At 62.0% G+C, this 24573-nt stretch carries 30 protein-coding genes; 27 read left to right on the top strand and 3 right to left on the bottom strand.

Annotated features, from left to right (window positions below; all coding sequences use genetic code 11):
• Positions 1-20: 20 nt before the first annotated feature.
• From AAC077_RS05970 to AAC077_RS05945, 6 genes are all read left to right on the top strand, one after another.
• Positions 21-515, top strand: coding sequence for a lysozyme inhibitor LprI family protein (locus tag AAC077_RS05970; protein WP_339767518.1), 495 nt, complete (start codon positions 21-23; stop codon positions 513-515).
• Complete coding sequence (locus tag AAC077_RS05965; protein WP_339767516.1) at positions 512-1999, top strand: AMP-binding protein; 1488 nt, start codon at positions 512-514, stop codon at positions 1997-1999. The genes AAC077_RS05970 and AAC077_RS05965 overlap by 4 nt, the downstream gene beginning before the upstream one ends.
• Positions 1996-3603, top strand: a complete 1608-nt coding sequence (locus AAC077_RS05960; protein ID WP_339767514.1) for a carboxyl transferase domain-containing protein — start codon at positions 1996-1998, stop codon at positions 3601-3603. The genes AAC077_RS05965 and AAC077_RS05960 overlap by 4 nt, the downstream gene beginning before the upstream one ends.
• Positions 3604-3698: 95 nt before the next feature.
• Positions 3699-5633 (top strand): biotin carboxylase N-terminal domain-containing protein, encoded by a 1935-nt coding sequence (locus AAC077_RS05955; protein WP_339767512.1) that lies wholly within the window; start codon positions 3699-3701, stop codon positions 5631-5633.
• Between the two features lie 28 nt (positions 5634-5661).
• On the top strand, positions 5662-6516 hold the full coding sequence (locus AAC077_RS05950; protein WP_339767510.1) for a hydroxymethylglutaryl-CoA lyase: 855 nt from the start codon (positions 5662-5664) through the stop codon (positions 6514-6516).
• A gap of 23 nt (positions 6517-6539) precedes the next feature.
• Positions 6540-7322, top strand: a complete 783-nt coding sequence (locus AAC077_RS05945; protein ID WP_339767508.1) for a crotonase/enoyl-CoA hydratase family protein — start codon at positions 6540-6542, stop codon at positions 7320-7322.
• Between the two features lie 6 nt (positions 7323-7328).
• Here the strand turns inward: AAC077_RS05945 and AAC077_RS05940 are convergent, their stop codons facing one another.
• From AAC077_RS05940 to AAC077_RS05930, 3 genes are all read right to left on the bottom strand, one after another.
• On the bottom strand, positions 7329-8339 hold the full coding sequence (locus AAC077_RS05940; RefSeq protein WP_339767506.1) for a hypothetical protein: 1011 nt from the start codon (positions 8337-8339) through the stop codon (positions 7329-7331).
• A 131-nt stretch (positions 8340-8470) separates the two neighbouring features.
• Positions 8471-8758: a DUF6525 family protein gene (locus AAC077_RS05935; protein ID WP_339767505.1), complete on the bottom strand. Its 288-nt coding sequence runs from the start codon at positions 8756-8758 to the stop codon at positions 8471-8473.
• Between the two features lie 3 nt (positions 8759-8761).
• The gene (locus AAC077_RS05930; RefSeq protein WP_339767503.1) at positions 8762-9964 is read right to left on the bottom strand and encodes a GTP-binding protein; all 1203 of its coding nucleotides are present in this window, start codon (positions 9962-9964) and stop codon (positions 8762-8764) included.
• Positions 9965-10394: 430 nt separating this feature from the next.
• Between AAC077_RS05930 and AAC077_RS05925 the strand changes: the two genes are divergently transcribed.
• From AAC077_RS05925 to nuoK, 21 genes are all read left to right on the top strand, one after another.
• Positions 10395-10658: a hypothetical protein gene (locus tag AAC077_RS05925; protein ID WP_339767501.1), complete on the top strand. Its 264-nt coding sequence runs from the start codon at positions 10395-10397 to the stop codon at positions 10656-10658.
• A gap of 137 nt (positions 10659-10795) precedes the next feature.
• Positions 10796-11161, top strand: coding sequence for an NADH-quinone oxidoreductase subunit A (locus AAC077_RS05920; RefSeq protein WP_028956106.1), 366 nt, complete (start codon positions 10796-10798; stop codon positions 11159-11161).
• A gap of 259 nt (positions 11162-11420) precedes the next feature.
• Positions 11421-11954 carry an NADH-quinone oxidoreductase subunit B gene (locus tag AAC077_RS05915; RefSeq protein WP_028956107.1) on the top strand — a complete coding sequence of 178 codons (534 nt, stop codon included), beginning with the start codon at positions 11421-11423 and terminating at the stop codon, positions 11952-11954.
• Positions 11955-12039: 85 nt separating this feature from the next.
• The gene (locus AAC077_RS05910) at positions 12040-12669 is read left to right on the top strand and encodes an NADH-quinone oxidoreductase subunit C (protein ID WP_339767496.1); all 630 of its coding nucleotides are present in this window, start codon (positions 12040-12042) and stop codon (positions 12667-12669) included.
• Entirely contained in the window at positions 12669-12842 is a 174-nt protein-coding gene (locus AAC077_RS05905) for a hypothetical protein (RefSeq protein ID WP_028956109.1), read from the top strand. Before AAC077_RS05910 ends, AAC077_RS05905 begins: the two co-directional genes overlap by 1 nt.
• On the top strand, positions 12842-13069 hold the full coding sequence (locus AAC077_RS05900; protein WP_028956110.1) for a hypothetical protein: 228 nt from the start codon (positions 12842-12844) through the stop codon (positions 13067-13069). The genes AAC077_RS05905 and AAC077_RS05900 overlap by 1 nt, the downstream gene beginning before the upstream one ends.
• Entirely contained in the window at positions 13069-14283 is a 1215-nt protein-coding gene (locus AAC077_RS05895; RefSeq protein ID WP_339767970.1) for an NADH-quinone oxidoreductase subunit D, read from the top strand. The genes AAC077_RS05900 and AAC077_RS05895 overlap by 1 nt, the downstream gene beginning before the upstream one ends.
• A gap of 91 nt (positions 14284-14374) precedes the next feature.
• Positions 14375-15553, top strand: a complete 1179-nt coding sequence (locus AAC077_RS05890) for an NADH-quinone oxidoreductase subunit E (RefSeq protein ID WP_339767494.1) — start codon at positions 14375-14377, stop codon at positions 15551-15553.
• Positions 15554-15573: 20 nt separating this feature from the next.
• Positions 15574-16419: an endonuclease gene (locus tag AAC077_RS05885; RefSeq protein ID WP_339767492.1), complete on the top strand. Its 846-nt coding sequence runs from the start codon at positions 15574-15576 to the stop codon at positions 16417-16419.
• Between the two features lie 15 nt (positions 16420-16434).
• Positions 16435-16653: a DUF5337 domain-containing protein gene (locus AAC077_RS05880; protein ID WP_339767490.1), complete on the top strand. Its 219-nt coding sequence runs from the start codon at positions 16435-16437 to the stop codon at positions 16651-16653.
• Between the two features lie 6 nt (positions 16654-16659).
• Positions 16660-17955: an NADH-quinone oxidoreductase subunit NuoF gene (nuoF, locus tag AAC077_RS05875; protein ID WP_339767488.1), complete on the top strand. Its 1296-nt coding sequence runs from the start codon at positions 16660-16662 to the stop codon at positions 17953-17955.
• A gap of 3 nt (positions 17956-17958) precedes the next feature.
• A complete protein-coding gene (locus AAC077_RS05870) occupies positions 17959-18363 on the top strand; it encodes an MAPEG family protein (protein WP_339767486.1) in 405 nt (134 codons plus the stop codon).
• Positions 18363-18689, top strand: a complete 327-nt coding sequence (locus tag AAC077_RS05865; RefSeq protein ID WP_339767484.1) for a hypothetical protein — start codon at positions 18363-18365, stop codon at positions 18687-18689. Before AAC077_RS05870 ends, AAC077_RS05865 begins: the two co-directional genes overlap by 1 nt.
• 134 nt (positions 18690-18823) lie before the next feature.
• Positions 18824-19234 carry a DUF5333 domain-containing protein gene (locus AAC077_RS05860; protein ID WP_339767482.1) on the top strand — a complete coding sequence of 137 codons (411 nt, stop codon included), beginning with the start codon at positions 18824-18826 and terminating at the stop codon, positions 19232-19234.
• A 3-nt stretch (positions 19235-19237) separates the two neighbouring features.
• Positions 19238-21256, top strand: coding sequence for an NADH-quinone oxidoreductase subunit NuoG (nuoG, locus tag AAC077_RS05855; RefSeq protein WP_339767480.1), 2019 nt, complete (start codon positions 19238-19240; stop codon positions 21254-21256).
• Positions 21253-21636, top strand: coding sequence for a hypothetical protein (locus AAC077_RS05850; RefSeq protein ID WP_339767478.1), 384 nt, complete (start codon positions 21253-21255; stop codon positions 21634-21636). Before nuoG ends, AAC077_RS05850 begins: the two co-directional genes overlap by 4 nt.
• Positions 21637-21642: 6 nt before the next feature.
• Positions 21643-22683: an NADH-quinone oxidoreductase subunit NuoH gene (gene nuoH / locus AAC077_RS05845; protein WP_339767476.1), complete on the top strand. Its 1041-nt coding sequence runs from the start codon at positions 21643-21645 to the stop codon at positions 22681-22683.
• Positions 22684-22685: 2 nt separating this feature from the next.
• Positions 22686-23180 carry an NADH-quinone oxidoreductase subunit NuoI gene (gene nuoI / locus AAC077_RS05840; protein WP_339767474.1) on the top strand — a complete coding sequence of 165 codons (495 nt, stop codon included), beginning with the start codon at positions 22686-22688 and terminating at the stop codon, positions 23178-23180.
• On the top strand, positions 23177-23575 hold the full coding sequence (locus tag AAC077_RS05835) for a carboxymuconolactone decarboxylase family protein (RefSeq protein WP_339767472.1): 399 nt from the start codon (positions 23177-23179) through the stop codon (positions 23573-23575). Before nuoI ends, AAC077_RS05835 begins: the two co-directional genes overlap by 4 nt.
• Positions 23572-24174, top strand: a complete 603-nt coding sequence (locus AAC077_RS05830) for an NADH-quinone oxidoreductase subunit J (RefSeq protein WP_339767470.1) — start codon at positions 23572-23574, stop codon at positions 24172-24174. Before AAC077_RS05835 ends, AAC077_RS05830 begins: the two co-directional genes overlap by 4 nt.
• 91 nt (positions 24175-24265) lie before the next feature.
• Positions 24266-24571, top strand: a complete 306-nt coding sequence (nuoK, locus tag AAC077_RS05825) for an NADH-quinone oxidoreductase subunit NuoK (protein WP_008553673.1) — start codon at positions 24266-24268, stop codon at positions 24569-24571.
• Positions 24572-24573 lie beyond the last annotated feature (2 nt).

Below are 24573 nucleotides of genomic sequence, written 5' to 3'. Positions count from 1 at the left end.
CGACTAACAAAGGACTGAAAATGCTACTGAAACGAACTTTGATCGCGGCCATTCTGGCCAGCCCCGTAACCCCGCTGGCGGCGCAGGGTCTGACATTCAGCACCGAAACCACGGCATCCTGTCTGGCGAATACATCCGATATGGCGGGGCAGATGGCATGCATCGGCGCCTCGGCCAATGCCTGCATGGAGGACACGCCCGGGGGCTCGTCCACCGTAGCGATGTCGGGCTGTCTGGACCGCGAGTTGCAGTATTGGGATGCCAAGCTGAACGAGAATTACGCAAGCGCCCTCAGACGGGCGCGCGACGCGGACGGAGACACCGACGGCGCGCCGTCTGCAACGGCGCTGCGCGAGATGCAGCGGGCGTGGATACCCTTCCGCGATGCGACCTGCGATTACGAGCGGTCGCAATGGGGCGGCGGCACGGGGGGCGGTCCCGCCACCTACAGCTGCCTGATGCGGCTGACCGGACAGCAGGCGCTGTATCTGGCCAACAGCGGGATTGGTGAGTGACAGACCTGCCCAACATAGCGCGGACCTGTCTGGATCATGATCCGCAGGCGGTGGCGATCATCGACCTGTCAGACGGGCCGCGTTGTGATGTGCATTACGGTGAACTGGCGGGGATGGCCGACGGCATCGCCCGCCGTTTGCTGATGCAGGTCGGGCCAGGCGACCGCGTGGGCGTGTTGCTTAGCCAGTCACCGTGGTGCGCGGCGGCGCATCTGGCGATCTGGAAGATCGGCGCAATTTCGGTGCCGCTGTTCAAGCTGTTCCAACGCGATGCGCTGGCCTCCCGTATCAGCGACGCCGGTGTCGCACTGGTGTTGACCGATGCCGAAGGGGCCGATTTGCTGGGCGATCTGGCCACGCCGCTGCTGGCCGCGACCTGCGGTGTGGCGGGTGATCCGGTGGCGTTCGCGGCGGGTGGCGATGACGTGCCCTGCGTGCTGATCTACACCTCGGGCACCACCGGCGCGCCCAAGGGGGCGCTGCACGGGCACGGCGTGCTGGACGGGCATCTGCCCGGCGTCAGCGCCAGCCACAACCACCTGGGCCAGCCCGGCGATTGTCTGTGGACCCCCGCCGACTGGGCGTGGATCGGCGGGCTGTTCGACGTGGCAATGCCCGCGCTGCGACTGGGCGTGCCCGTGGTCGCCGCGCGTATGCCGAAATTCGACGTGGACCGCTGTGCGCAGATTATCGCGGACGGCGGCGTGCGCAACGTGTTCTTCCCGCCCACGGCCTTGCGGATGCTGAAAGCGGCAGGGGCCAAGCTGCCCGGCCTGCGCACCGTCGCCAGTGGTGGCGAGCCGCTGGGCGCGGAAATGCTGAGCTGGGGGCGCGATGCCTTTGGCGTGCAGATCAACGAATTCTACGGCCAGACCGAATGCAACATGGTCGCCAGCAGCTGCGCCGCCGACTTCCCGCCACGCCCGGGGTGCATCGGCAAACCCGTGCCCGGCTTCGACGTCGCGGTGATCGACGCCGCGGGCCAGCCAGCGGACGGCGAAGGCGACATCGCCATCCGGCGCGGCGCGCCCAGCATGATGCTGCGCTATTGGCAGCGCCCCGAAGCGACGGCAGAAAAGTTTCGCGGCGACTGGATGCTGACCGGCGACCGTGGCCTGTGGGAAGGCGACTATCTGCGCTTTGTGGGCCGCGAGGATGACGTGATCACCTCGTCCGGCTACCGCATCGGCCCCGCCGAGATCGAGGATTGCCTGCTGACCCATAGGGACGTCGCCACCGTCGGCGTTGTCGGCAAACCCGACCCGCTGCGCACCGAAATCGTCAAGGCCTATGTGGTGCTCAAAGACGGGGCGACGGCGACGGAACAAAGCTTGCAAGACTACGTCAAGGCGCGACTGGCGCAATATTCCTACCCGCGCGAAATCGCATTCGTGGATGCGCTGCCGATGACGGTGACGGGCAAAGTGATCCGCAAGGCGCTGCGTGCGCAAGCGGTGGCAGAAACTGGGAAAGGGACGGCATGAAACTGACGTCACAGATTTTGACTTCTTCGGCCGATTTCAAGGCCAACCAGCAGGCGCACGAGGCGGCCTTGCATCAGATCCAGGAGGCGGCGCAGGCGGCCACTTTGGGCGGCGGCGAACGGTCGCGGGACCGACACGTCAGCCGGGGCAAGATGCTGCCGCGCGAGCGGGTGGCGAACCTGCTGGACCCCGGCAGCCCGTTTCTGGAAGTCGGCGCCACAGCCGCCCACGGCATGTACGACGGCGCGGCCCCCGGTGCGGGTGTCATCACCGGCATTGGCCGCGTCATGGGGCGCGACGTGATGGTCGTGTGCAACGACGCCACCGTAAAGGGCGGCACCTATTACCCGATGACGGTCAAGAAACACCTGCGCGCGCAAGAGATCGCCGAGGCGAACCATCTGCCCTGCATCTACTTGGTGGACAGCGGCGGCGCGAACCTGCCAAATCAGGATGAGGTTTTTCCCGACCGTGATCACTTTGGTCGCATATTTTTCAATCAGGCGCAGATGAGCGCGAAAGGCATCCCGCAGATTGCTGTCGTGATGGGATCATGTACGGCAGGCGGGGCTTACGTGCCGGCCATGTCCGACGTGACGATCATCGTGCGCGATCAGGGCACCATCTTTCTGGCCGGTCCGCCGCTGGTCAAGGCCGCCACGGGCGAGGTCGTCACAGCCGAGGATCTGGGCGGCGGCGACGTGCACACGCGCCTGTCGGGCGTGGCGGACTATCTGGCCGAGGATGACACACATGCGCTGGCCTTGGCCCGCCGCGCGGTGGGATCGCTGGAGGGGGCTGGCACGCAGTTCACCGGCGGGGCTGTCAGCTATGACGAACCCGCCTATGATCCGGCGGAGCTGCTGGGCGTGGTCCCTGCGGACGCGCGCACGCCCTATGACATCCGCGAGGTGATCATGCGGCTGGTCGATGGCAGCGTGTTTGACGAGTTCAAATCCCGCTTTGGCGAAACGCTGGTCTGCGGCTTTGCCCATGTCAAAGGCACGCCTGTGGGCATCATCGCCAACAACGGTGTGCTGTTTTCCGAAGCCGCCCAGAAAGGCGCGCATTTTGTCGAGCTGTGCTCGCAACGCAAAATCCCGCTGGTGTTCCTGCAAAACATCACCGGTTTCATGGTGGGTCGCAAATACGAAAACGAAGGCATCGCGCGCCACGGGGCCAAGATGGTGACGGCGGTGGCCACCACTTCGGTGCCGAAAATCACCATGCTGGTCGGCGGATCGTTCGGGGCCGGCAACTATGGCATGGCGGGGCGGGCATACTCGCCGCGGTTCCTGTGGACATGGCCCAACAGCCGCATCAGCGTCATGGGCGGCGCACAGGCGGCCGGCGTGCTGGCCACGGTCAAACGCGACGGCATGGAAGCGCGCGGCGAGACATGGAGCACCGAGGACGAACAAGCGTTCAAGCAGCCCACGATTGATATGTTCGAGGAACAGTCGCACCCGCTTTATGCCAGCGCGCGGCTGTGGGACGACGGGGTGATCGACCCGCGCAAAAGCCGCGACGTGCTGGACCTGAGCCTGCGCGCCAGCCTGAATGCGCCGATTGCCGACACGCGCTTTGGCCTGTTCCGGATGTGAGTTTTGCCGGCGGAGGACGGGGGCCAGCCCCCGGACCCCCGGGATATTTTTGGCCAAAAGAAATGGCCCAGTGAAAGATTTAGAGGACGGGAATGATGTTTGACACGATCCTGATTGCGAACCGGGGCGAGATTGCCTGTCGGGTGATGGAAACAGCGCAGGCCATGGGCGTCACTTGCGTGGCGGTCTATTCGGATGCGGATGCGGGGGCCAAGCATGTGGCGATGGCTGACCGCGCCGTGCACATTGGCGGGTCGGCCCCGTCCGAAAGCTATTTGCGCGGCGATGTGATCATTCGCGCAGCGCTGGATACAGGCGCGCAGGCGATCCATCCCGGCTATGGGTTCCTGTCCGAGAACCCCGATTTCGTCGAGGCGGTCGAGGCGGCGGGGCTGGTGTTTATCGGGCCATCTGCCAGTGCGATCCGCGCGATGGGGTTGAAAGACGCGGCCAAGGCGCTGATGGTCGAGGCCGGCGTGCCCGTGGTGCCCGGCTATCACGGGGCGGACCAGTCGGATGATCTGCTGGCGGCAGAGGCCGACAAGATCGGCTATCCGGTGCTGATCAAGGCTGTTGCCGGTGGCGGCGGCAAGGGGATGCGTCAGGTCGAGGACGCGGCGGGCTTTCAAGAGGCGCTGGCCTCGGCACGGTCCGAGGCGAAGACCGCCTTTGGCAATGCCGACGTGCTGGTTGAAAAGTTCGTCAGCAAGCCGCGCCACATCGAGGTGCAGGTCTTTGGCGACGGCACACGCGCGGTGCATTTGTTTGAGCGGGATTGCTCGTTGCAGCGCCGCCACCAGAAGGTGATCGAAGAGGCACCGGCCCCCGACATGACGCCTGAGATTCGCGCCGCCATGGGCGCGGCGGCTGTGCGTGCAGCCGAAGCTATCGGTTACGCGGGCGCGGGCACGGTGGAATTCATCGTCGACGGGTCGAACGGGCTGAACGCCGACGGGTTCTTCTTTATGGAGATGAACACACGGTTGCAGGTGGAACACCCCGTAACCGAGGCGATCACCGGCGTTGATCTGGTGGCATGGCAATTGCGCGTCGCGGCGGGCGAGGCGCTGCCTGCGGCGCAAGAGGAACTGGGCATCAGCGGCCACGCCTTCGAGGCACGGCTCTATGCCGAGGATGTGCCAAAGGGGTTCTTGCCCGCGACCGGCACGCTGACGCATCTGCATTTTCCCGAAGGGTGCCGCGCCGACAGCGGTGTGCGGGCGGGCGATGTGATCAGCCCGTTTTACGACCCGATGATCGCCAAGGTGATCGTGCACGGCCCCACCCGCGACGTCGCACTGGCGCGGTTGCGTGCGGCGCTGGCGGGCACGCAGGTGGGCGGCACGGTGACCAACCTTGCGTTTCTGGGCGCGCTGGCAGGCCACAAGGGCTTTGGCCGGGGCGAGGTGGACACCGGGCTGATCGCACGTGATCTGGATGATCTGGTGGCGGCTCCGCAAGCCGCGCCGCGTCATGCTGTGGCGGCGGGGATGGTGGCGCTGGGGCTGGAGACGCCTGCGCCGGACACCGGCTTTGCCCTGTGGGCACCGCTGCGGCGTAGCCTGACGCTGGTGCAGGACGGTGACGACGTGGCCCTGACGGTCGATGTCCTTAGCCCCACGGCGCAGGACTGGACCGTGGATGGCACGCCGGTAGCGGTGCGCCGTGTCGGTGCGTTCTGGCAGATCGACGGACAGGCGGCACCGGATGTGGCGCAGACGGGGGCGCAGGTCACCGTCTTTGACGGCTATGGTCTGGCCTATACCGTCGTTGACCCGCTGGAACGCGCCAGTGCCGCAGGCGGTGACGGCAACCTGATCGAGGCACCGATGCCGGGGCTGGTGCGGGCGCTGTTCGCCAAGGCGGGGCAGGCGGTCAAGGCGGGCGAACGGCTGGCCGTGCTTGAGGCGATGAAGATGGAGCACAGCCTGCTGGCCATCCGTGACGGCGTGGTGGCCGAGGTGCTGGTGGAAGAAGGCGCGCAGGTCGAGGCCGGCGCGGCACTGGTGCAATTGGAACCGGAAGCCTAGGCTGGTTTCGAGCAAGGGAGGAATTGCCATGAGTCTGGGTGCCTGTGAGATTTTCGAAGTCGGTCCACGCGACGGATTACAAAACGAATCCAAAGAGATATCGGTGGCCGACAAGGTCAAGCTGGTCGATATGCTGAGCCGCGCCGGTTTCAGCCGCATCGAATGCGCGTCCTTCGTCAGCCCCAAGTGGGTGCCGCAGATGGCAGGCAGCGCCGAGGTGCTGGCGGGGATCACCCGTGGCGACGGCATCCGCTATGCGGCGCTGACCCCCAACATGCGCGGGTTCGAGGATGCGCAGGCGGCGGGCGCGGACGAGATTGCGGTGTTCGCCTCGGCCTCGGAAGGGTTCTCCAAGGCCAACATCAACGCGACCATCGCGGAATCGCTGGAACGGTTCGCCCCGGTGATCGAGGCCGCGCGCCACATTGATCTGCCGGTACGGGGCTATGTGTCTTGCGTGGTGGAATGCCCCTATGACGGGGCGGTGACACCGCAGGCGGTGGCCGATGTGGCGGACAAGCTGTTTGGCATGGGCTGTTACGAGATCAGCCTGGGCGACACCACCGGCAAGGGCACGCCCGACGCTGTGGCGCGGATGTTGCTGGCGGTGCGCGATGTGGTGCCTGCGGGACGGCTGGCGGGACATTTTCACGACACCAATGGGCGCGCGTTGGACAATATCGACGCAGCACTGGCCATGGGGTTGCGGGTGTTCGACGCGGCGGTGGGTGGATTGGGCGGATGTCCCTATGCGCCCGGCGCGTCCGGCAACGTGGCGACCGAAGCGGTGGCGGCGCATCTGAAACGGCTGGGCTATCAGACCGGGCTGGATGCGGATGTGATCGCCGAGGCGGCAGCCTTTGCCAAGAGCCTGCGCAGCTGAAGACGTACGAAAAGGACAGGAATATGTACAAGACGATTTCGATCGACGTGGACGCACGCGGTGTGGCCACGCTGACGCTGGACCGCGCGGACAAACACAACGCGATGTCGGCGCAGATGCTGGCCGACCTGACGGATGCAGCCGCCGCGCTGGGCGCGGATGACGCGGTGCGGGTGGTGGTGCTGACCGGTGCAGGCAAGTCGTTCTGTGCGGGCGGCGATCTGGACTGGATGCGCGAACAGATGGCCGCCGATCCTGACACGCGGGCGCGCGAGGCGGGCAAGCTTGCGCATATGTTGCAGGCGCTGAACACCATGCCGAAACCGCTGATCGGCATGGTGCAGGGCAACGCCTTTGGCGGCGGGGTCGGCATGGCGTCGGTCTGTGATGTGGCCATCGGCGCGGACCATCTGAAGATGGGCCTGACCGAGGTGCGTCTGGGCATTATTCCCGCCACCATCGGCCCCTATGTCATCGCCCGCATGGGCGAAGGGCGCGCGCGGCGGGTGTTCTTTTCCGGCCGCCTGTTTGATGCCGCCGAGGCGGTCGATCTGGGACTGCTGGCGCGGGTGGTGCCGTGGGACGATCTGGCCGCCGCCGTTGAAGCAGAGGTGCTGCCCTACCTCAGCACCGCGCCGGGGGCCGTTGCCTCGGCCAAGGCGCTGGCACGTTCGCTTGGGCCGCGCATTGATGCGGGCACCATCGACATGACGATTCAGGCGCTGAAAGAGCGTTGGGAAACGGACGAGGCCGCCGAGGGGATCGGCGCGTTTTTCGACAAGCGCAGGGCGGCGTGGATGGGGTGAGCAAAGCTAAAGGGGCGTTTGAGGCGCATTTGTAATGATGGCCTCCACATTGTTTTTAACCTCAGTTTCTTTTCCGGCATTGGGGGTGTCCTTGATCGTGCAGCCGACAAAATTGGGATAATCAATCTTCGCAAGCGCATCCAGTTTCTTGCACGCCCTGCCGACATGATAGAACAACGCGGCACTGTGGACTTTGCTTAAATCCCAGTTCAATCCGGCATCCAGTGCTTTTTTGCCAGACTTGAACAGGTCGCTGATCGGGCGTTCTTCCTTGGCAACATCCGGGTCGACTGTGCGCGTCCTGTTGATCAACGCGGCGTAACTGTCAGTGACGTCTTTGCAGGCCGGTTCAGGGCTATTCGTTTTGATTGAACCGTCTGTGCCTTCAGGGGGGTAGCAGGATTCAATGATCGAGAGACCGAAGACAATCGAGACATCACGATAAGTGGACAGATACCTTAGGATCACTGGTACGAAATGACGGGCCTTGAGAATTGTTTTAAACATTTCCGTGGGTTCCAGCGCCAAAAGGCGGCTGGCATTTCCACGGATTTCAAGGTTGTCATAGGTTTGTTTCAAAGCGCCATTCAAGGATTTGGCCACTTCGAACGACAGGGTTTCAAAAGTCAGCGCACTTCCATCTTCGGATTTAGCCTCGGCCTCTGTGCAATTGGCCGGAAGGGAGATGGTATTAACTTTAGCGGTTGTCGTTACGGTGGGCAGAGTGCATTTTCTGGATGCGGCCTGAAGCTTTTCGATGTTGCCGTAAAGGTCCGAGATGCGTTCCGCTGAAAGCTTTGCCTCGCTTGACCCTTCGACGGTTTCAGCCACCAAGGGGGCCAGCAGGGCCAGCGCCAGAATATACCGGTTTACCTGCTGTTTCTGACCCTTGGCAAAAACCGAATGGCGGTCGGCCAGAAAGCCGAGGTTGCCACCGGGGTAGCCGGCCTCGCGGGCGACCGTGTTACAGCCGTTTGCAAAGACAATAATTGTAAGTGCGATTAAAAACCGTTTCATGAATTCCCCCAAGAATATTCAAAATAATTCAATTAAAGGGTGAATAAGGCATGTATCCGAATTTCCTGTCAAGCTTCACGGTTTTGTTTGCAGTCTATTACCTTCGGGTATCAGCGCCTGGCGTTTGTATTTCAGGCTGGTGGAATTGCCCGGTTCTGTTGCTCAGCGGCCAAGGTGTTGCGCTCGACGGTGCGCAGCTTTGCCCGTGCCTTTTCGCCGTCACCGCCTGTCTCTTGCAGGGCCCGCTGCCAGATTTTCAGCACCGAACGGGGCGACCATGGCAAAACGGCCTCTTGCGCGAGCCAGTGGCGCAACGGGGGCGGCAGGCGGTCAAAAGCCGCCATTTTACAGCCCCCGCGCGCTTTGCGTTTCAGTGACGACCGCAGGTTCGAGGACCGGCACGTTTTCACCCCCTGCATTCCTTACGCCGCCTTGCGCCAGTGCGGAAAGGGATCTTCCAGATCAGCCCAAAGCGCGGGGTGCATACCGTCCTGTTCCACCAAAGCGGCATCCAGCGCCGTGGTGATCGCGCCCTTGTCCATCTGCGCCCCGATGAACACCAGTTCCTGACGCCGGTCGCCAAACGGCTCTAGCCAGTGTTTTGCAAGGTAGGCCTGCATTTGCGGATGCGCGGGGCGGCGCGTTTCGGGCACGCTGGCCCACCAGGTGCCAAGCGGGCTGACGGTGCTGAGCGCCCCGGCCAGAGAGAATTCGGCCAGCCAGTCGGGGCGGGTGGCGATCCAGAAATGCCCCTTGGCGCGGATCACGCCGGGCAGGGGACCGTTCAGAACAGCGTGCACTTTTGCCGGGTCAAACGGGCGGCGTGCGCGATAGACAAAGGACGAAATGCCGTATTCTTCGGTTTCGGGGATGTGGTCGTCAAAGCCGTACAGTTCCTTGGCCCACAACGGGTGTTCGTGGGCGGTTTCAAAATCGAACAGGCCGGTGTCAAAGATCCGCTCTTGCGGGACGCGGCCAAAGTCTGCGGTGATGATTTCCGCATCCGGGTTCAGCGCGGTGACGATCAGACGCGCGGCATTGGTTTGATCGGGGCCGGCATCGGTGGTCTTGTTCAGCACCACGACATCGGCAAATTCGATCTGGTCCACCAGCAGATCGACCAGCGTGCGGTCGTCCCCATCGCCCAGGCTTTCGCCGCGGTCGCGCAGGAAGTCGTGGCTGGCGTAGTCTTTCAGCAGGTTGACCGCATCGACCACGGTCACCATCGTATCCAGCCGCGCCACATCGGACAGGCTTTGACCGTCGGCATCGCGGAAATCAAAGGTCGCGGCGACGGGCAGGGGTTCGGATACGCCGGTGGATTCGATCAGCAGGTAATCGAACCGGTTTTCCGCAGCCAGACGCCGCACCTCGATCAGCAGATCGTCGCGCAGGGTGCAGCAGATGCAGCCGTTGGACATCTCGACCAGTTTCTCGTCGGTCTGGCTGAGGTCGGCGCCACCATCGCGGACCAGATCGGCGTCGATGTTCACCTCGGACATATCGTTGACAATGACCGCCACCCGCCGCCCGTCGCGGTTGTTCAGGACGTTGTTCAACAAGGTGGTTTTGCCCGCGCCCAGAAAGCCGGACAGAACAGTGACGGGAAGGCGGTGGTCTTTCATGGGTGAGTCCTTTTAATGATATGTTATATCATAACACTTACAAAGGGCATACAGGTTGCACAAGCCGGTTTTTTGGCCCGTGCGTGCCTTGGGGGCAGGGCGATAGGCATTTCAGGGCGCTAGACTTTGGCCACCGGCGTTTCGGAACCGGCGCCCCCTGCGGCGCGTTTTTTCTGTCGGAACCGAAAAAAGGGCTGGCCATTCTGTTGCGCTCTATGATCTGCGTGCGACATGGATCGGGTGTGCTTTGGGGTGGTCCAAGTCAATCCGGCCACCCTATGCGTCGTTTTCAGCGACGCCGCGTGGTCTGAACCGATGCACAAACGGACATCCGCCAGACATCCGGCGCCCCGAAACCCGACGTGACATCTGACGTGCCGCCCATTCCCGCCGGACGGCGGAATGTTCTTACACCGAACAGGAGCCTTGAATGGAACCCAAACTGATCGGAATTGTTATCATTCTGCCTTTCGTGGCAGCGTTTATCTATGCGGCGGTTCACGAATATATGCGGTACAACTCGGAAGGCAAAGCGACCTACGGGTTGGTCTATGACGAAGAGACGGGCACGACCCATGTCACCGGAATACCCGAGGACGAAGAGACCTATGACCCCGAGGATTTTGACCCCAACGACTATATCAATCCCGAGGCCAGAAGCGGCCCCGAGGATGCGGACACGGACAAATCCTGAGCCGCGCAGGGAACGGGGGGCATAGGGGGCGCCAAACTGCCCGCCTCTCGGTTGACCCCGCCGCACGCGCGGCGTAAACCTGCACCAATCTCCGGGGCCGCGCGATCTGATGCGCCGGCAAAGCAAAGGAAACACACGTGGACGAGATGCTGCGCGAATACCTTCCGATTCTGGTGTTTTTGGCCGTTGCCATTGCATTGGGCCTGATTCTGATCCTCGCCGCGCTGGTCATCGCCGTGCGCCGTCCCGACCCCGAAAAGGTCAGCGCCTATGAATGCGGGTTCAACGCATTTGACGACGCGCGGATGAAATTCGATGTGCGGTTCTACCTTGTGTCGATCCTGTTCATCATCTTCGATCTGGAAATCGCTTTCCTGTTTCCCTGGGCCGTCGCGTTCAAGGACATCAGCATGACAGGTTTTTGGTCGATGATGGTTTTCCTGGGCGTTCTGACCGCCGGATTTGCCTACGAGTGGAAAAAGGGCGCGCTTGAGTGGCAGTAAGCCACGGGTAAGCCAAGATTGGAAAGCCGCCCCGATACGGGCGGCTTTTGTCATTTCATACGGGCGGGTCACGGGGGGGCAGGGCGCGTTTGCCGGTCATTTTGTGGGCAACCCTTCGGATCGGCCTGCTTTTTCCCTGTGATCGTGCAAGCATGTCGCGTTGACGCTCTTGCAGGGCTGGGCTACACCCGAGAACAACATGCGGATGGGCGGAAATTCGCACCCCGTCATCCCGACAAAACGCTGGAGCGAAGCGCATATGTCAATTGCCACATCACCGAACGCTGCGGGGGCCGACCGCGAGGTCGCAACCCAGAGCCTGAACGCCGAGTTGCAGGACAAGGGCTTTCTGCTGACCTCGACCGAGGATCTGATCAACTGGGCCCGCACCGGCAGCCTGCACTGGATGACATTCGGTCTGGCGTGCTGCGCGGTCGAGATGATGCACACGTCGATGCCGCGCTATGATCTGGAACGGTTCGGCACAGCGCCGCGCGCCAGCCCGCGCCAGTCGGACCTGATGATCGTGGCCGGTACGCTGACCAACAAGATGGCACCGGCCCTGCGCAAGGTCTATGACCAGATGCCCGAGCCGCGCTACGTGATCTCGATGGGGTCCTGCGCCAATGGCGGCGGCTATTATCACTACAGCTATTCGGTGGTGCGCGGTTGCGACCGCATCGTGCCCGTGGACATCTACGTGCCGGGCTGCCCGCCCACGGCCGAGGCGTTGCTGTACGGGATCATGCAATTGCAGCGCAAGATGCGCCGCACAGGGACAATCGTCCGCTGAGCCGGACGGGGATTTTGTCCGCAACGCGCGGGCAGGGCACGGCATGGACCGCGCCGCACAGACAGACTTCGGGTAAGGATAACCGATGAGCGATGCACTGAAAGAACTGGGAACCTACATCGAGGCCAAGCGCCCCAATTGCGTTCTGTCCTGGGACATCAGCCACGGCGAGCTGAACGTGGATGTCACCCCCAACAACATCGTCGGGCTGGTCGAGTTTCTGAAAAACGACGCGACCTGCCGGTTCTCGTCGCTGGTGGACATCACGGCGGTGGACTACACCGGTCGCGCCAAGCGGTTCGACGTGGTCTACCACTTCCTCAGCATGTACCAGAACCATCGCATCCGCCTGCGCGTGTCGGTGCGAGAAGAGGCGATGGTGCCGTCGATCGTGAACGTGCACCCTTCGGCCAACTGGTTCGAGCGTGAGATTTTCGATATGTTCGGCATCCTTTTTTCGGGCCACCCCGACCTGCGCCGCATCCTGACCGATTACGGGTTTCGCGGCTATCCGCTGCGCAAGGATTTCCCGACCACCGGCTACACCGAGGTCCGCTATGACGAGGCGCAAAAGCGCGTGGTTTACGAACCCGTCAGCCTGGTGCAGGAATACCGCCAGTTCGATTTCATGTCGCCCTGGGAAGGTGCCGAATACATCCTGCCCGGCGATGACAAGGTCGCGCCGGACGGACACGTCAGCAAGGATGCCAAGTGATGGGCGGCGTCTGGTGGCTGATACTGTCGGCGCTGACGATCATTCCGATGATCAAGCTGCTGCCGTTCTTTGGCATCAATAAATACTGGTCTGCGGTCTGTCTGATCCCGTTCGGCACCATTGCGTTGTTGTGGTGGATCGGGCTGCGCCTGCAAGAGCTGGAGAAACGCTGATGGGCGGCCAGTATTTTCAGGCGGACTGGTACTATTCGACATCTGCTCTTTTTGCGATGTTGATCCTTCTGGGTCTGTTTGCGCTTCCCGCCCGCGTCATTCAGAAACGACATGGCTATCCGGTGTGGACGTTGGTGTTTTGCCTCGTTCCATATATGGGCCCCTACATACTGCTCTGGGCGTTTGCCACTTCCGAGCCGCGTAAGATTGAAGAGGATTTATCATGATGGATGGCTCCAAAGGTTTCGAAGACGCCCTGACGGGCGAGCAGAAAATCCGCAACTTCAACATCAACTTCGGGCCTCAGCACCCGGCGGCGCACGGCGTGTTGCGGCTGGTGCTGGAGCTGGACGGCGAGATTGTCGAACGCTGCGATCCGCACATCGGCCTGCTGCACCGTGGCACCGAAAAGCTGATGGAAAGCCGGACGTACCTGCAAAACCTGCCTTATTTCGACCGGCTGGATTACGTGGCCCCGATGAACCAGGAACACGCCTGGTGTCTGGCCATCGAAAAGCTGACTGGCGTCGAGGTGCCGCGCCGCGCGTCCCTGATCCGGGTGCTGTACTCGGAAATCGGGCGCGTGCTGAACCACCTGCTGAACGTGACCACGCAGGCGATGGACGTCGGCGCGCTGACCCCGCCGCTGTGGGGCTTTGAAGAGCGCGAAAAGCTGATGATCTTCTACGAGCGGGCCTGCGGTGCACGTCTGCACGCGGCGTACTTCCGTCCCGGCGGTGTGCATCAGGATCTGCCCGATGCGCTGCTGGATGACATCGAACAGTGGGCGCATGAATTCCCCGCCGTTCTGGCCGACATCGACGGGCTGCTGACCGAAAACCGCATTTTCAAACAGCGCAACGCCGACATTGGCGTGGTGACCGAAGATGACATTCTGGAATATGGTTTCTCCGGTGTGATGGTGCGCGGCTCTGGCCTGGCCTGGGATTTGCGCCGCTCGCAGCCCTATGAATGCTACGACGAGTTCGACTTCCAGATTCCCGTCGGCAAAAACGGCGACTGCTACGACCGTTATCTGGTCCGCATGGAAGAAATGCGCCAGTCGGTCAGCATCATCAAACAGGCCATCGGCAAGCTGCGCGAAGCCACCGGCGACATTCTGGCCCGTGGCAAGATCACCCCGCCCAGCCGGACCGATATGAAAACCTCGATGGAAAGCCTGATCCACCACTTCAAGCTTTATACCGAAGGGTTCCACGTGCCTGCGGGCGAAGTGTACTGCGCGGTCGAGGCCCCAAAGGGCGAATTCGGTGTCTATCTGGTGGCCGATGGCAGCAACAAACCCTACCGCGCCAAGATCCGCGCGCCGGGCTTCCTGCACTTGCAGGCGATGGACCACATCAGCCGTGGCCACCAATTGGCCGACGTTGCCGCGATCATCGGCACCATGGATGTCGTGTTCGGAGAGATCGACCGGTGATGTTGTCCCCGGTCGTCCCTGCACTTCATCTTGCCCGTAAAACTCCCGCCGGAGGCTCCCACCTCTGCCACGCGAACCGAAAGTCGAACTGATGCTCCGCCGCTTGCACCCTGACCAACCCGAAAGCTTTGCCTTCACCCCCGCCAACCAGGCCTGGGCCGAGGCGCAGATCACCAAATATCCCGAGGGCCGTCAGGCCAGCGCCATCATTCCGCTGCTGTGGCGCGCGCAAGAGCAAGAGGGCTGGCTGACGCGCCCCGCAATCGAATCCGTCTGCGAGATGCTGGGCATGGCCTATATTCGCGGGCTGGAAGTGGCGTCGTTCTACTTCATGTTTCAGCTGCAACCGGTTGGTTCTGTGGCGCATATTCAGGTCTGCGGCACCACGTCCTGCATGATCTGCGGGGCCGAGGACCTGATGGCGGTCTGCAAGAAAAAGATCGCGGCCAAGCCGCATGAGCTGTCGGCGGACGGCAAGTTTTCGTGGGAAGAGGTCGAATGCCTTGGCTCTTGTGCCAACGCGCCCATGGCCCAGATCGGCAAGGATTATTACGAGGATCTGACAACCGACCGCATGGCCGAGATCATCGACGAGATGGCTGCCGGCCGCGTGCCCACGCCGGGGCCGCAAAACGGGCGCTATGCGTCCGAGCCGCTGAGCGGCCTGACCTCGCTGACCGAATACGACAGCGGCAAGACGCAGTATAACGCCAGCGCCCAGCTTGCGACGGACATCGGGGACACGATCAAGCGCATCGACGGGACCGAAGTGCCGCTGACAGCACCGTGGCAAGGCAAGGCGGCCAATGCGTCCGCCAAGCCGCCCGCCAAGCCCAAGACACGCACGGCCCCGTCCGCGCCCGTGACCGAAACCAAGGCCGAAGTGGCGCCTGCGCCTGCGTCCGAAGCACAGTCCAAGGCCAAGCCGCCGCGCGATGAAACAGCGCCCGCGACCGACGCGGGTACGCAAGGTGCAGGCAAGAAGCCCCGCACCATGAAAGCCCCGCGCAAGGCCGGTGCCGACGATTTGAAACTGATCAAAGGCGTCGGTCCCAAGCTGGAAGCGATGCTGAACGAGATGGGTTATTTTCATTATGACCAGATCGCCAAATGGGGCGATGCCGAAGTGGCCTGGGCCGATCAGAACCTTGTCGGGTTCAAGGGCCGCGTCAGCCGCGACAACTGGGTCGCGCAGGCGGGCAAACTGGCCGCCGGTGAACAGACCGAATTTTCCAACCGCGCCAAAAAGGACGGTATTTATAATAAATAAATAATTTCAGGAGAGGGACGATGATGAACGAGAACAAGGCAATGCAGGATTGCACACGCAAGTGTTGGATGCTGTCGGCTGTGGCAGGGGTGGTTCTGGCCATTCTTCTGTTTGCCTTTTCAGGCTTGGGCTTTTTCAGCTCGATCCTGGTTGGGCTCGTTATCTTCGGTGTCGGCGGCTTTCTTCTGAAATCCATGTTGTGCGGCGCGTTGGCGGATCAGGCGCAGGAAACCGTGGCCCCGTCGCAACCCGCAACACCGCCCAAACCTGCCGCAGACACAGCGCCCGTGGCGGATGCTGCGGCCCCGGTGGCAGAGGTGCAACAGCCCGAGGCGGCCACTCCCGCCGCGCCGGCTGCTGCGACTGGCGCCGAGGACAAGGTGCTGGTGAAACCTTCGGCGCGGCTGGCTGGTCAGGACGAACTGGCGGCGCGCAAGGGCGACTGGAAGTACGAAAAACCGGCGGATGCGGCCCCCGCAAAAGCGACGCCTGCCAAAAAGGCACCGGCCAAGGCCAAGGTAACCGCGAACAAGGACACAAGTGCTGCCGCGACCACAGCGCGTGCGCCCGTGGCCGCCGATGGCAAGCCCGAGATGCTGGACGCGCCGCGCGACGGCGGGCCGGATGATCTGAAACAGATCAAGGGCGTCGGCCCCAAGCTGGAAGGGCTGTTGAACGAAATGGGCATCTACCACTTTTCGCAGGTGGCCGGATGGCGCAAGAAAGAAGTCGAATGGGCCGATCAGAACCTTGTGGGGTTCAAAGGTCGGGTCAGCCGTGATGAATGGGTCAAACAGGCCAAGGTGCTGGCCAAAGGTGGCAGCACAGAGTTTTCGAACAAGGTCAAGAAAGGCGGCGTTTACTAAACGCCGACAGATTTGATGCAAGGCAAGGATAGCACAAACAAGACAGGGCAGCGTCTGGCGCTGTGGATTGTCGCCGTGGCGCTGTTCTGGCTTGGCACGACGATCGCAGGGGGCTACCTCGGCTGGACCAGCCGGACCCACGCCCTTTTTGACCTTGCAGCGCTTGCCGGTTTCGGCTGGGCGCTGTGGATGGGTTTCAACATCTGGCGCGCGCGCCGGCAAGACAAAGGCTGAACGGACATGTTGCAGGACAAGGACCGGATCTTTACCAACCTCTACGGTATGCACGACCGCACGCTGAAAGGCGCGCAGGCGCGTGGCCATTGGGATGGGACGGGTGCTATCATCAAAAAGGGCCGTGACTGGATCATTTCCCAGATGAAGGACAGCGGCCTGCGCGGGCGCGGCGGTGCGGGGTTCCCGACCGGTTTGAAATGGTCGTTCATGCCAAAGGAAAGCGACGGTCGCCCGGCCTATCTGGTGGTGAACGCGGACGAATCCGAACCGGGCACCTGCAAGGACCGCGAGATCATGCGCCACGATCCGCACACGCTGATCGAGGGTTGCCTGATCGCGTCCTTCGCGATGAACGCCAACGCCTGCTACATCTACATTCGCGGCGAATACATCCGCGAGCGCGAAGCCCTGCAAGCGGCCATCGACGAATGCTATGACGCGGGTCTGGTGGGCAAGAACGCCGCGAAATCCGGTTGGGATTTCGACATCTATGTGGCCCACGGGGCCGGCGCCTATATCTGCGGCGAGGAAACCGCGCTGCTGGAAAGCCTTGAAGGCAAGAAGGGGATGCCCCGGATGAAGCCGCCGTTCCCTGCGGGTGCGGGTCTGTACGGCTGCCCGACCACGGTGAACAACGTCGAATCCATCGCCGTGGTGCCGACGATCCTGCGCCGTGGGCCGGACTGGTTCTCGTCCTTTGGCCGCCCCAACAACGCGGGCACCAAGCTGTTTGCGATCAGCGGCCACGTGAACAACCCCTGCGTCGTCGAAGAGGCGATGTCGATCACGTTCGAAGAGCTGATCGAAAAGCATTGCGGCGGCATTCGCGGCGGCTGGGACAACCTCAAGGCGGTGATCCCCGGCGGCTCGTCCGTGCCCTGTATCCGTGGCGAGCATATGCGCGAGGCGATCATGGACTTTGACTATCTGCGCGAGCAGCGGTCGGGTCTGGGCACGGCGGCGGTGATCGTGATGGACAAGGACACCGACATCATCAAGGCGATCTGGCGTCTGGCTGCCTTTTACAAGCACGAAAGCTGTGGCCAGTGCACGCCGTGCCGTGAAGGCACCGGCTGGATGATGCGCGTGATGGACCGTCTGGTCAAAGGCGATGCCGAGGTCGAAGAGATCGACATGCTGCTGGACGTGACCAAACAGGTCGAGGGCCACACCATTTGCGCGCTAGGCGATGCGGCGGCATGGCCCATTCAGGGTCTGATCCGCAACTTCCGCGATGAAATCGAAGACCGTATCAAACACAAGCGCACAGGCCGCGTCAGCGCCGTTGCGGCGGAGTAAACCATGGACATGATCCTGTATTCCCATGCCATCGCATCGCTGGGCGGCTATGCCATCCTGATGATCGTACTGACCGCGCTTTCGGCCGCTGGCCGCTCCGACGACGAACGGGCCTTGTGCGGGCAGGTCAAACGCGACTACGCGAACCCGACCTACCGCAAGGCGCGCGCCCATGCGAATGCCGTGGAAAGCGCAGGACCGTTCATCGCGGCCGTGGTTGCGGCCATCATGATGGGCGCTGCACCGTTCTGGGTGAACCTGTTCGCGTCGGTGTTTCTGACCGCGCGGATCGTGATGGCCTATGTGCACATCGGCACCACCAACCAGCCGATGCGCAGCGTGTTCTGGACGATCAGCATGCTGTGCGTTCTGGCGCTGGCTGTCATGGCGATCTGGAGGATCTTTTGATGCGTCTGATTCTTGTTCTTGCGGCGGCTGTTGCGGTCGCGGGCTGTAACCAGCGCGACAAGGGCATCGCCTTTGACGGGCATTACTATCGCACCAGCGCCAAGAAGGTGGGCGACGACCGCTCGGTCTTTCAGATCGAGGTGCGGCAGGTATCGCAAAGCCTGGATGGCGCGCGCGCGGCGGGCCGTCACGCGGCGGTAAAATATTGCATCGAGAATTTCGGCACGTCGAACATCGTGTGGACAAGCGGACCGGACCCGGAAAACGGCGCATTGACGGTCAGCAATGATCGGCTGATCCTGCAAGGGAAATGCAACGTTCTATGACCAACGCGGCGACATATCGCCCCGTTTCCCCGGTGGCATCGCCCTGTTATTGCATATCAAGGCGCAGGTTTCCCATCTGTGGACGGGGGACCGCGCGCGTGCGCGGCCCGTTTCGCAGCACAGGAGACTTGAACATGCGACTGACGACATTGGTATTGGGCGCGACACTCGCCTTGTCGATGGCCACCACGACCGCCGCTGTGGCCAAACCGCATTTGCGGGACACACCGATCGACGACGGGCTGCTGGCCCTTGGGCTGGCCGACGAGATTCGCAGCGCCTGCCCGGATATCTCGGCGCGGATGATCCGCGCGCTTGGCTATCTCAACGGATTGAAAAGCCAGGCCCATGCTTTGGGCTATACGGACGCTGAAATCGACGCCTATCGGAAATCCGATACGGAAAAGGCGCGCCTGAAAAAGCGCGGCAAGGCATATTTGGCGGCCAATGGGGTTGTCGTCGGACAGCCAGAGACGTATTGCGCGCTTGGGCGCAACGAAATCGAAAAATCGAGCCAGATCGGTTCGTTACTCAGGGTGAATTGACGCATGAGCGACCTTCGCAAGATCATCATCGACGGCCACGAAATCGAAGTAGACGGGGCGATGACCCTGATCCAGGCTTGTGAGCAAGCCGGGGTCGAGGTTCCGCGCTTTTGCTATCACGAGCGGCTGACGATCGCGGGCAACTGTCGGATGTGTCTGGTGGAGGTCGTCGGCGGCCCACCCAAGCCTGCGGCGTCCTGTGCGATGCAGGTGCGCGACCTGCGTCCCGGTCCCGAAGGCCAGCCGCCGGTGGTGAAAACCAACAGCCCGATGGTCAAGAAGGCCCGCGAGGGCGTGATGGAATTCCTGTTGATCAACCACCCGCTGGATTGCCCGATCTGCGACCAGGGCGGCGAATGCGATTTGCAGGATCAGGCCATGGCCTACGGCGTTGATTTCAGCCGGTTCCGCGAACCCAAGCGCGCGACCGAGGATCTGGATCTGGGGCCGCTGGTTGAAACCCACATGACGCGCTGCATTTCCTGCACCCGCTGCGTGCGTTTTACCACCGAAGTGGCGGGCATCACCCAGATGGGCCAGACCGGGCGCGGCGAGGATGCCGAGATTACGTCCTATCTGGGCGAAACGCTTGATTCGAACCTGCAAGGCAACATCATCGACCTGTGCCCCGTTGGCGCGCTGGTGTCGAAACCCTATGCGTTCACCGCCCGCCCGTGGGAGCTGAGCAAGACCGAGAGCATCGACGTGATGGATGCGTTGGGATCGTCGATCCGCGTCGACACCAAGGGCCGCGAAGTCATGCGGTTCCTGCCGCTGAACCATGACGGCGTGAACGAGGAATGGATTTCGGACAAGACCCGGTTCGTCTGGGACGGTCTGCGTCGTCAGCGTCTGGACACGCCTTACATCCGTGAAAACGGCAAACTGCGCAAAGCCGACTGGGGCGAGGCGCTGCAACTGACGGCCTCCAAGATCAAGGGCGCTGAAAAACTGGCCGGCATGGTTGGTGATCTGGCCCCGGTCGAGGCGATCTTTGCGCTGAAGCAGTTGATCGAAGGGCAGGGCGGCGTTGTCGAATGCCGCACCGATGGCGCCAAGCTTGAGGCGGGCAACCGGTCGTCCTATGCGGGCACCGCGCGGATCGAGGATATTGATAGCGCCAAGTTCATCCAGTTGATCGGCACCAACCCCCGCACCGAAGCCCCCGTTCTGAACGCGCGCATCCGCAAGGCATGGGCCGCGGGCGCGAATGTGGGTCTGGTGGGTGAAGCCGTTGATCTGACGTATGATTATGCGCATGTCGGCACCGACCGTGCCGCGCTGGACGGTTTGCTGGGCCGCGACTATGGCGACGTGCTGGACGCGCCGTCGATCGTGATTGTTGGCCAAGGCGCGCTGCAAGAAGCGGACGGCGCTGCCGTTCTGGCCGCCGCGATGAAGCTGGCCGAGGATACGAATTCGAAATTCATGGTCCTGCACACCGCCGCATCCCGCGTGGGTGCGATGGACGTGGGCGCGGTCAACGACCGTGGCATGGACGCAGTGGCCGAGGCCGACGTGATCTATAACCTTGGGGCCGATGAAGTTGAAATCGCCGAAGGTGCCTTCGTGATCTATCAGGGCAGCCACGGCGACCGTGGTGCACACCGCGCCGACGTGATCCTGCCCGGTGCCGCCTATACCGAGGAAAGCGGCGTGTTCATCAACACCGAAGGCCGCCCGCAACTGGCCCAACGCGCCAGCTTTGCCCCCGGTATGGCCAAGGAAAACTGGGCCATCCTGCGCGCGCTGTCGGGCGAGCTTGAGGCGGTTCTGCCCTATGACAATCTGGCCACCCTGCGGTCGGCGCTGGTCGAGGCGGTGCCGCACATTGCCGATCTGGACGAAGTGCCGGAAAACGCATGGCAGCCCGTCGCCACGGGCAAGCTGGGCAAGGCCGCGTTCCGCAACGCGGTGTCCGATTTCTGGCTGACCAACCCGATTGCACGCTCCAGCCAGTTGATGGCCGAGCTGAGCGCCAACGCCAAGGCGCGCACCCAAGGGGCGATGGCGGCTGAATGATCCGCGCGGGCCTCATAGCCTTGGCGCCGCTGGCCGCCTGTTCCGAACCGGAAATCACGGCCGAGCGTCTGATTCCCGATTATCGGGGCGTGCAGACGTCGCTGCTGGACAATGATCTGGTGCAGTTCGACGTGGAAATGACCAATGCGCTCAGCACGAAAGACGTGTCTGACTATGCGCAATGCGCCGCTGCTGGCTATACGTTGATCCGGGGATACGGATTTGCGCGCCATGTGCGGACAAATGTAAACGAAGAGGGTGGCGTGTGGCAGGCAGATGCTGTTTACACCATCTCGCCATCCTTGCCGCGCGGATTGCGCACCATCGACGCCGAAGTCGAGGCTGCCAACTGTGCGGAAAAAGGGATACCGACGGTGTGAGGACCTATGGCTGACTTTTTCATGAACCATCCGTTGGGCATTGCCCTGTTGATCATCGGGCAGATTTTCCTGCTGGTGATCCCGCTTCTGGTCGCCTTGGCGTTCCTGATGTACGCCGACCGCAAGATCTGGGCCGCGGTCCAGATGCGCCGGGGGCCGAACGTCGTGGGCGTCTTTGGCCTGCTGCAAAGTTTTGCGGACTTTGGCAAATATATCGTCAAAGAGGTCGTCGTGCCTGCGGGCGCCGACAAGTCGGTGTTTTTCATGGCGCCGATGGTCAGCCTGGTTATGGCGCTGATCGCCTGGGCGGTGATCCCGTTCAACGACGGTTGGGTGTTGTCCAACATCAACGTCGCGATCCTGTACGTCTTTGCCGTCTCGTCGCTGGAAGTCTACGGCGTGATCATGGGCGGCTGGGCGTCAAACTCGAAATACCCGTTCCTGGGGTCGTTGCGGTCCGCCGCGCAGATGATTTCCTACGAGGTCAGCATCGGTCTGATCATCATCGGTGTGATCATCTCGTCGGGGTCGATGAACTTCGGTGACATCGTGATGTCGCAAAAAGGCGACTGGGGCGTGTTCAACTGGTACTGGTTGCCGCACTTCCCGATGCTGTTCCTGTTCCTGATTTCGGCACTGGCCGAAACCAACCGCCCGCCGTTCGATCTGCCCGAGGCTGAATCGGAACTGGTGGCGGGCTATCAGGTCGAATATTCGTCCACGCCCTTCTTGCTGTTCATGATCGGTGAACTGGTGGCCGTGGTGCTGATGTGCGCGCTGATCTCGCTGATGTTCTTCGGCGGCTGGCTGTCGCCCGTGCCGTTCCTGCCCGATGGCATCGTCTGGATGATCCTGAAAATGGGCTTTGTCTTTTTCATCTTCTCGATGGTCAAGGCAATCACCCCACGCTACCGCTATGACCAACTGATGCGACTGGGCTGGAAAGTGTTCCTGCCGTTCAGCCTGGTTTGGGTGGTCTTCGTGGCATTTGCTGCAAAATTCGAATGGTTCTGGGGCGTATACGCGCGCTGGACCGTAGGGGGCTAAGCATGACCGAGATCGACTATACCCGCGCGGCCAAATATTTCCTGTTGCAGGATTTCTGGGGTGGCATGAAGCTGGGGATGAAATATTTCTTCCGGCCCAAGGCGACGCTGAACTATCCGCATGAAAAGGGGCCGCTTTCCCCTCGTTTCCGGGGTGAACACGCGCTGCGCCGCTATCCCAATGGCGAAGAACGCTGTATCGCGTGCAAACTGTGCGAGGCGATCTGCCCCGCGCAGGCGATCACCATCGACGCGGAACCCCGCGAAGACGGCAGCCGCCGCACCACGCGTTATGACATCGACATGACCAAATGCATCTACTGCGGTTTCTGTCAGGAAGCCTGCCCGGTGGACGCGATTGTCGAAGGGCCGAATTTCGAATTCTCGACCGAGACCCGCGAAGAGCTGTTCTATGACAAGACCAAGCTGCTGGAAAACGGGGACCGCTGGGAAGCCGAGATTGCCCGCAACCTGGAACTGGACGCACCCTACCGATGAGTGACGCAACCAACCCCTTTGCCGCGATGATGGCCCAGATGCAGGAAATGGCGAAAACCTTTCCGGCGATGGAGGCGTTCGACATCCGCAAGTTCGAAGGCATGTTTCCGACCATGCCCAAGGACGTGATGGAAGCGATGTTCGGCAACGCCTTTAACGAGGGCGGTCTGGACGCGCGCACGCGTCTGTTGTTGACGCTGGCCGGGTTGGTGATGCAAGGCGCACAGAACGAAACAGCGGTGCGCCAGACGGTGCGCCACGCGGTCGAGGCAGGCGCCACCGACCAGCATATCAGCGAAACGATAGCGATGATGTCGATGTTTGCAGGCATCCCCGCAACGACCAAGGCCATGGACCTGGCGCAGGCCGTATTGAAAGAGGACAAGAAGACATGAGCGTTTTTGCCTTTTACCTGTTTGCGATCTCGGTGATCGCCGGTGGGCTGTTCACGGTCATCAGCCGCAACCCCGTGCATTCGGTGCTGTGGCTGATCCTGTCGTTCCTGTCGGCTGCGGGCCTGTTCGTGCTGTTGGGCGCGGAATTTGTCGCCATGCTGCTGGTCATTGTCTATGTCGGCGCGGTCGCGGTTCTGTTCCTGTTTGTCGTCATGATGCTGGACGTCGATTTTGCCGAGCTCAAGGCCGAGATGGCGCGCTATATGCCGCTGGCCTTGCTGATCGGTCTGGTGATCCTGATGCAATTCGTCATGGCCTTTGGCGCATGGGAAGCCAACGCCGCCGCCGAAGGGCTGCGCGCACAGGCGATCCCTGTGGACCGGCACAACACCGAAGCCTTGGGGCTGATCCTGTACGACCAGTATTTCCTGCTGTTCCAGCTTGCGGGTCTGATCCTGCTGGTGGCGATGATCGGGGCCATCGTGCTGACGCTGCGCCACCGCAAGGATGTGAAACGTCAGGACGTGGTCGCACAGATGATGCGCGATCCGGCCAAGGCGATGGAACTGAAAGACGTGAAACCGGGGCAGGGGCTGTAATGAACTTTGCGCTGACCGCCGTTGGGGATGCTGCCGCATTGGCAGCGATCCGCATCGGAACTGAAATAAACCAAAAAGCCGAGGGACGAGAATGATCGGACTTGAACATTACCTGACAGTAGCAGCCACGCTGTTTGTCATCGGCATCTTCGGGCTTTTCCTGAACCGCAAGAACGTGATCATCCTGCTGATGAGCATCGAATTGATGCTGCTGGCGGTGAACATCAACCTTGTGGCCTTCTCAAGTTTCCTGGGCGATCTCGTGGGGCAGGTGTTCACCCTGTTCGTGCTGACGGTCGCCGCCGCCGAGGCCGCGATTGGTCTTGCGATCCTTGTGTGTTTCTTCCGCAACCGTGGCACCATCGCGGTTGAAGACGTCAACGTGATGAAGGGCTGAAT

It is taken from the genome of uncultured Pseudosulfitobacter sp., assembly GCF_963976325.1.
GTDB lineage: Bacteria > Pseudomonadota > Alphaproteobacteria > Rhodobacterales > Rhodobacteraceae > Pseudosulfitobacter.
Note: the sequence above shows the minus strand (reverse complement) of the source record. Positions and strands in the feature narration are given on the sequence as shown.